Annotated in this window: 5 protein-coding genes; 3 read left to right on the top strand and 2 right to left on the bottom strand. The window is 73.5% G+C overall.

What is annotated here, in order from left to right:
* Positions 1 to 50: 50 nt before the first annotated feature.
* Positions 51 to 1,451, bottom strand: coding sequence for a type VII secretion integral membrane protein EccD (gene eccD, locus ACFPIH_RS53805; RefSeq protein ID WP_381187243.1), 1,401 nt, complete (start codon positions 1,449 to 1,451; stop codon positions 51 to 53).
* Between the two features lie 284 nt (positions 1,452 to 1,735).
* Between eccD and eccCa the strand changes: the two genes are divergently transcribed.
* Positions 1,736 to 5,701, top strand: coding sequence for a type VII secretion protein EccCa (eccCa, locus tag ACFPIH_RS53800; protein WP_381187250.1), 3,966 nt, complete (start codon positions 1,736 to 1,738; stop codon positions 5,699 to 5,701).
* A gap of 80 nt (positions 5,702 to 5,781) precedes the next feature.
* On the opposite strand, the gene ACFPIH_RS53795 is transcribed toward eccCa, so the two are convergent.
* Positions 5,782 to 6,990, bottom strand: coding sequence for a S8 family serine peptidase (locus tag ACFPIH_RS53795; RefSeq protein ID WP_385879294.1), 1,209 nt, complete (start codon positions 6,988 to 6,990; stop codon positions 5,782 to 5,784).
* A 209-nt stretch (positions 6,991 to 7,199) separates the two neighbouring features.
* Here ACFPIH_RS53795 and ACFPIH_RS53790 point away from each other — a divergent pair, with 209 nt between their 5' ends.
* Both ACFPIH_RS53790 and ACFPIH_RS53785 read left to right on the top strand, forming a co-directional pair.
* The gene (locus ACFPIH_RS53790) at positions 7,200 to 10,505 is read left to right on the top strand and encodes a right-handed parallel beta-helix repeat-containing protein (RefSeq protein ID WP_381187245.1); all 3,306 of its coding nucleotides are present in this window, start codon (positions 7,200 to 7,202) and stop codon (positions 10,503 to 10,505) included.
* Positions 10,506 to 10,916: 411 nt separating this feature from the next.
* The coding region (locus ACFPIH_RS53785) for a winged helix-turn-helix domain-containing protein (RefSeq protein ID WP_381187248.1) at positions 10,917 to 13,072 on the top strand (2,156 nt) is incomplete at its 3' end.

Here is a 13,072-nt window from a genome sequence, read left to right as displayed (position 1 = left end):
GGGGTCCGGGGTGGGGGTGCAGCACGCCGCAGGCGCCCCCCTCCCCCACCTCACGCGTTCAGCCCCCGCAGGGCCCCGTACACACCCAGCACCCACAGCGCCAGCGGCAACAGACTGATGGCCGCGGCGGAGTGCAGGATCTCCCCGGCGCGGCCCCAGTAGGGCACCAGCCGCCGCCCCGGCACCGTCCACGACGTGATCGCGGCAGCGGCGGTCGCGGCGAGCAGCGCGCCGGCCGTCAGCAGCCGGCCGCCCGGCGAGGCGCCGCCCGCCTGCTCGGCGACCAGCAGCAGCGTCCCGGCGATGCCGGGGACGACCAGGAACAGCCGCTGCCACACATTGCCCAGCCCGCGCCCGTGCAGCACCAGCAGCAGGGACAGCGCCACCACCATGGTGATCTCCGGCAGGCCGTCGTGCCGGGCGAGCAGCACCAGACAGACGGCGCAGGTCACGCCGGTGGCGCCGTACAGGGCGCTCATCCAGCCGTCGGCGAGCACCGCGCGCGCCGAGACCACCGCCGTCGGATGGGGTTCGATGCCTTCCTGGAGCTGCTGGGCGTTGGTCGGCAGCGGCGGCATCCGCAGTCCCGACATCCTGAAGGCCAGTGAAGGCACGAACGCCCCGAGCACCACCGCGACCAGGGCGACGATGCCGGCCACATGGTGCGCCGGGAGTTCCGCCGCCGACATCAGGACCCCGGCGAGCACGCCGAGTACGGCGATCACGGCGAGGGCGAGGAAGAGCGCCGCGAACGTCGCCACCGCCGCCAGCGCCAGGATCGCGCCGCCCGCGCCCGCCGCGCAGGCGGCGAGCAGCCGGAAACCCAGCGTCTCGGGTCCGTGCGGGCCGGTCAGTGAGCCGCCGGGCAGCAGCCAGCCGGCCAGCGCGAGGTACGGGCTGACCATGCAGCCCAGGGCCGCGGCCGCGCCCGCGTCGCCGACCGCGCGGCTCGCCGAGGCCGCCCCGGCGAGCAGCAGCAGCCCGCCGCCCGCCGCGCACAGGGCCCGCAGCCACCCGGGTCCGCCGGGCAGGGCGATCACCAGCAGGCCCACCGCGAGCAGCGCGACGGCCACACCGCGCAGCACATACCGGCTCACCTCCGGGGTCCAGCTGTACGGGCGGCCCCGCATGGTGGTGGAGATCCCGTCGACCAGGTCGTCCAGGTGCGCCTCGGGCAGCGCGTCGACGCGGGGCCGCAGGTAGACGGTCTCGCCGTCGCGCAGGTCGTACGAGTCGAGGGTGCGCTCCTCGTCCAGCGGTGCGCCGCCGAGCCGCTGGAGCACCCAGCCGCCGTGGTCGACGCCGGTCTCGCCGAGGTCGGCGCCGCCGTAGCCGAGCACGGCCGGCAGCAGGTCGGCCACCGGGACGTCGGCGGGCACCGCGAGGTCGATGCTCTTGCTGGGGGCGCGCACGGTCAGACGGCAGAGTCCGGCTGTCTGGTTGTCCGGCATCGGGCAGGCTCCATCAGGGCAGGCTCACGCTTCTCCCGGGTCTTCCCGGCTTCCACGGATGAATTCGTCGGCTTTGAGTGGCTTCAGTGTTTTTGGCGGTTTGGTGGTTCGATGAGAATCGCGCACTGTCCCGCGTGTCAACCAGCCTTGTACGAAAGGGCAATTCGGGGCGCGGGTGGCACAGGCACCTTTCGGGATGACGCACATTAGCTGGAGTGGCGCCCGCCCCGTGCACCGGGCTCCCCGCTGCCTCTCTGCTTTCCTGAGGAGACTGTTCGTTGAGTGTGGTCCTGTTCCGCAGACCGGCCCGTCGGCGTGGCCCGGAGATGCCCGAGGGCGAGCTGAGCCTCCAGGAGCCGCCGACCCTGCCCGAGGTGGTGCCGGACAGCTCGGCCATCTGGACCTACCTGCCGATGGCGCTGATGTCGGTGTCGATGATGCTGATGTTCATGCGGCCCGGCAGCACGGGCTCCAACAGCAGCTTCATGTATCTGGCAATGGGCCTGATGGTGCTGTCGTCGGCGGTGATGATCCTCGGCCAGACCATGCGGAAGAACAGCGAACGCAAGCAGCGTCTGAAGGGCGAGCGCCGCGACTACCTGCGCTATCTCACCCAGACCCGGCGCAAGGTGCGGGCCACCGTCGCCGAGCAGCAGCGCGCCCTCTCCTGGCGGCACCCGCCGCCCTCGGCGCTCTGGTCGATGGCGGGCACCACCCGGCTGTGGGAACGGCGGCCCCAGGACGAGGACTTCGGCGAGGTCCGGGTGGCGGTCGGCGACCAGAAGCTGGGCCTGCGGCTGACACCGCTGTCGACCAGTCCGGTGGAGGACATGGAGCCGCTCACCGCGCACGCGCTGCGCAGTTTCATCCGCGCCTACGGGACCGTCCCCGACCAGCCCATCGCGATCTTCCTGCGGGCCTGGGCGCGGGTGCTGTTCCGGGGCGACGAGGAGGCCGTACGGTCCCTGGCCCGCTCCATGGTGGCGCAACTGGCGGCCTTCCACGCGCCGGACGACGTGTGGTTGGCGCTGTGTGTGTCGGACGAGCGGCGGGCGGACTGGGAGTGGGTGAAGTGGCTGCCGCACAGCCTGCATCCGCAGGAGCACGACGGCGCCGGCCCGGCCCGGATGATCGTCTCCTCGTTCAACGAGCTGGAGGACCTGCTCGGCGCGGAGTTCCTGGAACGGCCGTCGTTCGACCCGGACGCGACGTCCGGCAGGGAGGAGCCGTTCACGGTGATCGTGGTGGACGGCGGCGCGGTGCCCACCGGGCACCGGGTGGACGGCACCGGCTTCCGCAACACGGTGGTGCTGGACCTGGGCGGCGCGCTGACCTGGCGGCCGGGCCGGGTCACGCTGCGCTTCGAGGTGGCCGAGGACGCCTTCGACCTGGTCCGCACCGACCGGGAACGCAAGGAGCAGATGGCCCGGCTGGGCCGCCCCGACCGTTTCGGGCCGCGCGGCGCCACCACGCTGGCCAAGCTGATCTCCCCGTACCGGCTCGGTCTGGGCGGCGATGTCTCCGAGCCGCTCTCCGCGAGCACCGAACTGACCACCCTGCTGGGCATCCCGGACCTGCACCGCCACGACCCGGCCGAGCTGTGGGCCCGGCACACCGGGCCGATGCGGCTGCGGGTGCCGATCGCGGTCGGCGCCGACGGCACCCCGGTGGAACTGGACATCAAGGAGTCCGCGCAGGGCGGCACGGGCCCGCACGGCATGCTCATCGGGGCCACCGGCTCCGGCAAGAGCGAACTGCTGCGGACGCTGGTGCTGGCGCTGGCGCTGACCAACTCCTCGGAGACGCTGAACTTCGTCCTGGTCGACTTCAAGGGCGGCGCGACCTTCCTCGGCCTGGACGAACTCCCGCACACCTCGGCGGTCATCACCAACCTGGCGGGTGAGGCGGCGCTGGTGGGCCGGATGAAGGACGCGCTGCACGGCGAGTTGATCCGCCGTCAGGAACTGCTGCGGGCCGCCGGGAACTACACCTCCGCGCTGGACTACGAGAAGGCGCGGGCCGCCGGAACACCGCTGGCCCCGCTGCCCAGCCTCTTCGTCGTGGTCGACGAGTTCAGCGAACTCCTCTCCTCGCACCGGGAGTTCATGGAGCTCTTCGTGATGATCGGCCGGCTCGGCCGGTCCCTGGGCGTCCATCTGCTGCTGGCCTCGCAGCGGCTCGACGAAGGCCGCATGCACCAGTTGGAGAGCCATCTCTCGTACCGCATCGGCCTGCGGACGTTCTCCGCGATGGAGAGCCGGGGCGTGCTCGGGGTGCCGGACGCCTACGAGCTGCCCCCGCAGCCCGGCAGCGGCTTCCTGAAGTCCGGTGTGGAGGCACTGGCGCGGTTCCGCGCCGCGTATGTCTCCGGGCCGTACGAGGAGCGTGGGGGCAGCGCCAACCAGGCCCGGGTGGCAAGCCAGTTGGCGCCCTGGACCGCCGGCTGGGTGGTGCCCCGGCAGGCTCCCGAGCCGGAACCGGAGCCTCAGCCGGAGCCGGACGAGAGCGGTGAGACCCTGCTGTCGGTGGCCGTGGGCCGGCTGCTCGGCTCGGGCCCGCCCGCCCACCAGGTGTGGCTTCCGCCGCTGGACCTGCCGTCCACCCTCGACCAGGTGCTGCCCCCGCTCACCCCCCACCACGACCTCGGCCTGACCACGGTCGGCTGGCCCCTGCGCGGCAAGCTGACCGTGCCCATCGGCATCATCGACCGGCCCTTCGAGCAGCTGCGCGACCTGCTCACCGTGGACCTGTCCGGAGTGGGCGGGAACGTGGCCATCGCCGGCGGCCCGCAGAGCGGCAAGTCGACCCTGGTCCGCACCCTGCTCACCTCGCTCGCCCTCACCCACACCCCGCGCGAAGTACAGTTCTACTGCCTGGACTTCGGCGGCGGCACACTGTCCGGACTGGCCGAACTCCCGCACATGGCGGGGGTGGCGAGCCGGCTGGACACCGAGCGGGTGGGCCGTACGATCGCCGAGGTCACCACGCTGCTGGCGGCGCGCGAGCAGTTCTTCCTCGACCACGGCATCGACTCGATGGCGACCTACCGCAGGCGGCGGGCGGCCGGCGAGTTCCCCGACCAGGCGCACGGCGACGTCTTCCTCGTCATCGACGGCTGGTCCACCGTACGGCAGGACTTCGACCGGAGAATCCAGACGTTCAGCGCGATCGCGGCGCGCGGGCTCAACTACGGCATCCACCTGATCGTCACGGTCGCCCGCTGGGTGGAGCTGACGGCGGCGGTACGCGACCAGGCCGGCACCCACCTCGAACTGCGGATGGGCGACGCCATGGACTCCGAGGTGGACTCCCGGCGGGCGGCCACCGTGCCGCGCATCCCCGGGCGCGGCCTGACCCCGGAAGGCAAGCTGCACTACCTCGCCGCACTGCCCCGCATCGACGGCGTGGAGGACTCGGAGGACCTCACGGACGGCGTCGCGGCGCTGGTCTCGGCGGTCAAGGAGTGCTGGCCGGGCGAGGCCGCCCCCCGCGTCCGTATGCTGCCCACCCTGCTGCCCGCCACGGAACTCCCGGTCGCCGAGGGCGACTTCCGGGTGCCGCTCGGCGTCGAGGAGGACGAACTCTCCACCGTGTGGCACGACTTCGGCGAGAACCCGCACATGATCGTGGTCGGCGACACCGAGAGCGGCAAGACCAACACGCTGCGACTGGTGGCGCAGGCGATCATGGACCGGTACACGCCGGCCGAGGCCCGGATCATGCTGGTGGACTACCGGCGCGACCTGGTCGAGGCGATCCCCGACGAATACCGGCTGGGGCACGCGGTCTCCATCGACGCGCTGAAGGACCTCACCGACGGGGTCGCCAGAGCCGTGGCCGCCCGCGTTCCGGGCCCGGACATCGCGCCCGGCCGGATGAAGCTGGCCGACTGGTGGAAAGGGCCGAGGCTGTTCATCCTCGTCGACGACTACGACATGGTCGGCGCCGGCCCGATGAACCAGCCCTTCGACCCGCTCCTCGCCCACCTCCCCCTGGGCTGGGAGGTCGGCCTCCACCTGGTGATCGCCCGCTCCGCCGCAGGCGCCGGCCGTGGCCTCGGCGAGAGCCTGCTGCGCCGCCTCCAGGAGGTCAACACCCCTGTCCTGCTGCTGTCCTGCCCGCCGTCCGAGGGCTACATCCTCGGCAACGTCAAGGGCCAGAACCTTCCGCCGGGGCGGGCGACGCGGGTTGCCCGGCGCAAGGCGGTGCGGATACAGACGGGGCTGGTGGACAGGGCACCGGGGTCCTGACCGGGTGGGGGTCCGGTACGGGGTGCGCCTGCGGCGGCCGTACCCCCGCTCCCCCACACACCCTCACCCCCGCACCCCGCCTACCCACCCGCAGCCCGCCACCCCCTGGCCCGCCCCCTCGGCAGAACAACGGCCCCGGCCGCCACCAGCACCACCAGCACCACCGCCACCCCCGTGACCAGCAGCGCCCGGCCCCGGGGCCCGGCCGGAGCGGAGGCCACCACCTCGGCCGGCCCGGCGACGGGAACCGCGCCCCGGGAACCGGCATCGGCGAGCACGGCCGACAGCGAGGCGTACGCATCCAGCCGGGCCGGCATGGCCGGATACGCCACCGACGTCAGCCGGTGGGCCGCCTCCGCCGCCGACAGCCCGGGATACCGGGCCCGCACCAGGGCCGCCGCGCCGGCCGCCTGCGCGGCGGCGAAGGACGAGCCCGAGCCGATGAAGTGCCCGGTCCCCGCAGGCCCGACCCCCACCACCGAGTCGCCCGGCGCCGCCAGATCCGCGCCCGCCACCTGCGGCGCGCCCTCGGGGCGGCCCCCGTCCGGGCCGAAGTCCAGCACCGACACGACCCCCGGGGCAGCGGCCGGCCAGTACGCCGACGCGGCAGGCACCGTACGGCCCGTGCCGGGGACCACGGGCAGCGTGTCGGGCGCGACCGGCGCGACCACCAGCGCGTCCCGCCGCGCCGCGTGGGCGACGGCGGCCTTCAGTTCGTCCTTGCCGGCCGCCAGGGCCTGGCCGACGTAGATCACCCCGGCGCCCTGGTCGGCGGCCGTACGGATCGCCGTCGCCAGCCGGGCCGGGGTGGTGGCGCCCCGCTCGTCCGTGCCGCGCACCGCGAGGATCCGGGCCTGCGGGGCGAGCCCCGCCACCCCCGTGCCGTCCTGGAGGGCGGCGGCGATCAGCCCCGCCGCGAACGTCCCGTGCCCCACACAGTCCGTACCCGCCTCCCCGACCGCCGTGACCCGCCCGGAGAGCGCGGGGGCGGCCGTGCCGACACCGGTGTCCACGACCGCGACGGTCACCCCGGCACCCCGCGAGAACTGCCACACCCGGGTCAGGCCCAGAGCCTGCCGGGTCCACGGGTCGTCGGTGGCCCGCTCCGTGGACGGCTGCACACACGCCCCGCCCGCCGGAAGTACGGAACCCACCGCGGGCAGCCCCACCTCGTCGGCGGCCAGGGCCGGTCCCCCGGCCACGACCGGCAGGGCGGCGGTCAGCGCGGTCAGCAGGGCGGCGGCCATCAACCGTGCCACCGGGGGGTGTCGATCACCAGCACGTCGCATGGCGCGCATGCTACGTGAGGCCGCGCCGCCCGCCGTTCCGGTTGTCCGCAGGGGCAGAATCCGCTGCTGAAAGGGGCAGTCCGGGCCAACGGGCAGCCCTGCGGGGGGATCCTGGCAGCTGATGCCCGGGGTCACGCAACCCGCGCTGCGGGCATCTCCCCGCCCACCGACGAGCCCGGCGACTGCGCCACCCACCAGGAGGTCCTTGCGTGTCACGGCAGTTGCTCACGGTCTCGGCGGACCGGCCGGACGACTTCCGGACGATCGGCGAGGCCCTTGCCAAGGCACGCTCGGGCGCGGTGATCCGGGTCCGCCCCGGCCGCTACCGCGAGAACCTCACCATCCGCACCCGGGTGACCATCAGCGCCGACGGCGACCCGGGCAGCGTGGAGATCTGCCCCCGCAAGGGCACCGCCGTCCTCCTCGTCGCGGACGCGGTGATGCTCACCGACCTGACGCTGCGCGGCGGCAGCGAGGACCTGCCGGTGGTCGACGCGCCCCGGGGCCAGGTCGCCATGGACGGCTGCACGGTCGTCGGCTCCGGCTGGACGGCCGTCATCGCCCGCCAGGAGGGCTCGGTGGCGATGCGCCACTGCCGGGTCTCCAACCCGGAGGGGGCCGGCTTCGTCGACACCGCGCCCACCGGCAGCGTCATCGACGACTGCCGGTTCGAGAACCTGGGCACCAGCGCCGTCGTGCTGGGCGAGGAAGCCCGTACGACGGTCCGCGACTGCACGATCCGGGACGCCCAGGCCAACGGCGTGCTCGCCAACGGCGAAGCGCAGGGCCTGGTCGAAGCCTGCGTCATCTCCGGCACCGGGAAGCCCGCCGTCGCCCTCGAAGGCCGCTCCGCCACCCGGGTCGTCCGCACCACCGTCCAGGACACCTCGGCCGGCGTCTACGTCACCAGCGCCAACCGCCCCGCCCTGGAGGACGTCACCGTCATCGACACCACCGGCCCCGGGATCATCCTGGCCGCAGGCGCCGACCCGGAGCTGCTGCGCTGCCGTACCAGCAGGACCAAGGACAGCGGTCTCGCCGTCACCGAGCGCTCCCGGGGCACCTTCCAGGACTGCGCGTTCGACTCCGCCGCCGCGTCCGCGATCCGGGTCACCGGGTCGAGCGCGCCCCTGCTCAGGGGCACCGTCGTACGGGACTGCGCCGACAGTGACGGAGCGGTGCTGCTCACCGGCAGTTCCCAGGCGGAGTTCGAGGACCTGACCGTGGCGGACGCGGCCGGCACCGCCGTCGCCGTGCGCTCCGGCGCGAACCCCCTCCTGCTGCGGGTCAGGATCACCGGCGCGGGCGGCCACGGTGTGGAGATCACCGAGGACGGCCGGGGCCGCCTGGAGCAGTGCACGGTCGTCGGACCGGGTGCGGCGGGGCTGCGTACCGCCGACGGCGGCCGGCCCGTGGTCCGGGATCTGACCGTACGGGATGCCACCGGGCCCGGTGTCTCCGTCGGTGACGGTGGCCTCGGCACCCTCACCGACTGCGAGGTGTACGGGGGCGAGGTGTCCGGCATCGCGGTGGAACGCGGCGGCGGGCTGACCCTGACCCGGGTCCACGCCGACGGCGCCGGGGCGCACGGGCTGCTGGTCGGCGACGGGGGCCGGGCCGAGCTGGACGGCTGCCGGATCATCCGCAGCACCGGCGACGGCATCCGGGTGGACAGCGCGGAGCCCGTCTCGGTGGCCGGCTGTGTCGTCCAGGACAACCGGGGCGCGGGTCTGCGCCAGTCCCGGCCGGGCGAGCGGCTCACCGTGGAGCGGCTGAGCAGCAGCGGCAACGCGCTCGCCGACGAGTGGGGCGCGGCCGTCGCCGGCAGCGGGCCGGGCACCGCCGGGAACCGCAAGTCGGCCGCCCCCGCAGGCCCGATGGAGGAACTGGAGGTCCTGGTCGGGCTGGCCGACGTCAAGCGCCAGGTGCGCACCCTGGTCAACCTCAACGAACTCGCCCAGCGTCGTGCCAGACTCGGCATGCCCACCCCGCCGATGAGCAGGCACCTGGTCTTCTCCGGCCCGCCCGGCACCGGCAAGACCACCGTCGCCCGGCTCTACGGCGGCATCCTCGCCGAACTCGGCGTGCTGCGCTCCGGGCACCTGGTCGAGGTGTCCCGGGCCGACCTGGTCGCGCAGATCATCGGCGGTACGGCCATCAAGACCACCGAGGCCTTCGAACGGGCCCTTGGCGGTGTGCTGTTCGTCGACGAGGCGTACACACTGCTGTCCGACAGCGGCAACTCCGGCGCGGACTTCGGCCGGGAGGCCATCGACACCCTGTTGAAGCTGATGGAGGACCACCGCGACGACGTGGTGGTGATCGCCGCCGGCTACACCGAGGAGATGGGCCGCTTCCTGTCCTCCAACCCCGGCCTCGCCTCCCGCTTCACCCGCACCATCGACTTCGCCAACTACTCGGTGGACGAACTGGTCACCATCACCCGCACCATGTGCGAGACCCACCGCTACGAACTCGACCCGCACACCTCGGACGCGCTCGCCCGGCTCTACGAACGGATGCCGCGCGACGCGACGTTCGGCAACGGCCGCGCCGCCCGCAAGGTGTTCGAGGAGATGGTGGACCGGCAGGCGTTCCGGCTGGGCTCCATGGACTCCCCCGCCGAGAGCGACCTGTCGCTGCTGCTGCCCGAGGACGTCGGAGGGGACAGCGCCACCGACGCGGACGCGGGCCTCGACTCCGCGCAGCTGCTGGCCGAACTGGGCGCCATGATCGGCCTGTCCGCCGTCAAGCGTGAGGTGACCGCCCTGGTGAACGTGCTCACCGCCGCCCGGCACCGGCGGGCAGCCGGCCTGCCCACCCCCAACGTCGGTCGGCACCTGGTCTTCTCCGGGCCGCCCGGCACCGGCAAGACCACCGTCGCCCGGCTCTACGCCGACCTGCTGCGCTCCCTGGACGTCCTGCCCAAGGGCCAGCTGGTGGAGGTGGCCCGCGCCGACCTGGTCGGCCGGTACGTCGGGCACACCGCGCAGCTCACCAAGGATGCCTTCGAACGGGCCCTGGGCGGTGTGCTGTTCATCGACGAGGCGTACACCCTGACCCCCGAGTCCGCTGCTTCGGACTTCGGCCGGGAGGCCGTCGACACCCTGTTGAAGCTGATGGAGGACCACCGCGACGAGGTGGTGGTGATCGCCGCCGGCTACACCGAGGAGATGGGCCGCTTCCTGTCCTCCAACCCCGGCCTGGCCTCCCGCTTCAGCCGGACCGTCGAGTTCGAGCACTACACCACGGACGAACTCGTCGCCATCATCGGCAGGATCGCCGCCGGCTCCGGCTACGACGTCGGCTCGGACACCCTGCGCGCCCTGCACGCGTACGTCGACGCCATTCCCCGCGACCGTTCCTTCGGCAACGCGCGCACGGCCCGCCAGCTGATGGACGCCATGATGACCCGGCAGGCCGGTCGGCTCGGCGCCATGGCCGTCCCGGGCCTGGAAGACCTGCGCACCCTGCTCCCCGAGGACCTGCCCGGCCAGGACCTGGCAACCGCCTGAGGGGTTGCGCTGACCCGATCCGGACGCCGTCGAGCCGTCACTGATCGCCGAGCATCAGCGCGGCCACGGCTCGAAGATCCGGACCATACCCGGGCAGCAGACGAAGAACCTGCTCGTGCCGTACTCGCCGAAGAAACTGGGCTTCTCCTGGAGGCCTGCCGAAGGGCGCGGACGTCCGCGGCGGCGTCGAGTCGATCGTCCCTCGTGCCCCTAAACGAGACTCTCTTTGCCATTGGCCGTTTCCGGGCGCGCCGGATGAGGGAAAAGCACGAAAATGACACCCCGCGACCACGGAACCTCTACAGCTCATAACCTGCCAGGCTTTTCAGTACCAAAAAACAGCACAAAAGAAGAAACAGTCGAAACAGGACACATCTGTCAGAGCGTCCGGGAACCACGGAGATGAGGCATATGACGAGTCTTTTACCGACTCAGCAGTGGACCACATTCCGCATACCGGCCTCTGAGACGACGACCCGGGGCCGTCTGACCGAGCAGTTCACCCACTGCTCGCTGGGCTTGGTGGTCGCCCCGCCCGGTTTCGGCAAGACCGCGCTGTTGGCGCAGGCGGCCAGGGCGCATCCGGGCCCGGTGACGTGGTACCAGGCCCGGCCCGGCGCCGACGAGCGGGAGTTGCTGACCACGCTCGGGTACCCGGCCGACGCGCTGGCGGGCTCCGCCGGGCCTCCCGGCGCGGCCCAGCAGGTGTCGCGGCGCCGAGATGCCAGGGACGGCGGAGCCGTCGGGCGACTGGTCGTCATTGATGACATGCACCTGCTCTCGGCAGCCGCGCGGGCGCTCGTGGTCCGGCTCGGGCAGCTGGCACCGCCCCACCCACGGGTGCTGATCGGGACGCGCCCCGCCGACGGGTTGTCGGTGGCCGCTCCGGAGGCGGCGGGCGCGACGGTGCTGAACGCCGACGCGCTGCGTTTCCGCTCCTGGGAGGTCGAGCACCTGTTCCCGCAGCTGTACGACACGGCGCTGCGCCCCGGAATCGCGCTGCCCCTGGTCCGGGCCACCGGCGGCAGGGCCGCGACGCTGAGGCTGTTCGCCAGAGCCGTGGCGGCCCGCCCCGACACGGGTCAGGAACGGATCCTGGCCGACGGGATGTTCGGCCGCGAGTACCTGGAGCGGGAGGTACTCGCCCCGCTCCCCGACCGTCTCGGACGGTTCCTGACGGAGACCTGTCTGCTGAGCCGGCTCACTGCCGACGCCTGCGACGCGCTGGCCGGCCGGGCCGACAGCGCCGAGATGCTGTGGTCCCTGGCCCACGAGCACGGTGTCCTGCGCGCCGACCCGGACGGACGGACGTACACCGCCGAGCCCCTGCTCCGCGAGTGTCTGCGCGCGCGGCTCACCGGCACACTGACCGACGTCGAACTGACGCGGCTGCGTGACCGGGCCGCCGCCCGCGCCGCCGCGGGCGATCATCAGGACCCGCCGCCTTCGGCGGTGCGCCGCCGCCTCGGGTCCGCCGACTGGCCCGACCCGCTGCGCGTCGTCGTCGCAGGCGCCCCGGACACGTACCTCGACCGTTCCGTCGGGCGCGTCGCCGAGCGCGGTTCCGGCGGCTCCGCCGCCCTCCTCGTCCAGGGCATCGCCGCCACCCTGACCGGCGACAGGACGGCCGGCACCACCGTGCGCCGGGCCTTGGCGGAGGCGACGGACGACGCCATGGTCGCGCTGTCCGGGCAGCTGGTCCGGGTGGCGCTGGCCGTACTGGCCGAGGGCCCGGCCAGGCCGGTTCCCTACCCGGAACTCCAGCGGATCGCGTACGACGCCGAACGGCTCGACCTGCTGTGGCTGAGCCGGGCCGCCCGGTGTCTGCTGGGCCTCGGACCGCACCCCGAGGACGCCGGGCAGCCGGTCGTCGTGCTGGACGAGTGCACCCGGCTCGGCGACGCCGAAGGGGCGGCGCTCGCCGCATTGGCCGTGTGCCTGCGCTCGGTGCGGACGGGGCGCCCCGGCATCGGCGAGTTGGAGGAGGTCGTGCGACGGTTCCGGGCGCTGGGCTGGGGCTCGCTGGAGGCGTGGGGCCGGGCCGCCCTCGCCGTCGTGGAGGTCGCGCACGACCTGCCGGACGCGGGGCAGCGCGCCGCCCAGGCGGAAGCGTTCGCCCGGTCGGCGGGGGTACCGGGCGCACGTGCGCTGGCCATGGGCGCGATGGCTCTGGCTGCGCCTGATGCCGCGAACCGGGCCGAGTTGCAGGAGGCCGCGTGGTCGACGGCCCGGTCCGCGGGGCTGCCGGTGGCCGGGCTGCGCTCCTGGCTCACCGCGCTCGCGGCCCCTGCCGGCCCGGTCGGCCCGGTCGGGGACGGCGGAGCGGCAACGGGCAGGACCAAGGCCGGAGGGCACGCCTCCACCGCGCCCGGGCGCGTCCTCGGAACACGGTCGGTGCCGGGTCTGACGGTGCGTTGCCTCGGTGGCTTCGAGTTCACCCTGGCCGGGCGCGAGCACGACTGGGCGAAGCTGCGCCCCAGGGCACAGGCGGTGCTGCGGCTCCTCGCGGTACGCGCGGGGCAGGCGGTCCACCGTGACCATCTGGTGGTCGCGTTCTGGGACGGAGT

The sequence above is a fragment of the Streptomyces vulcanius genome (assembly GCF_042653945.1).
Classification (GTDB): Bacteria; Actinomycetota; Actinomycetes; order Streptomycetales; family Streptomycetaceae; genus Streptomyces; species Streptomyces mangrovi.
The sequence above is the reverse complement of the archived record's forward strand: the minus strand, read 5'-3'. Positions and strand labels throughout refer to the sequence as shown.

What these genes read in the sequence shown, in the direction of transcription:
- eccD (WP_381187243.1), bottom strand. Translation starts at nt 1,451, where the DNA reads ATGCCGGACAACCAGACAGCCGGACTCTGCCGTCTGACCGTGCGCGCC.
- ACFPIH_RS53795 (WP_385879294.1), bottom strand. Translation starts at nt 6,990, where the DNA reads ATGCGACGTGCTGGTGATCGACACCCCCCGGTGGCACGGTTGATGGCC.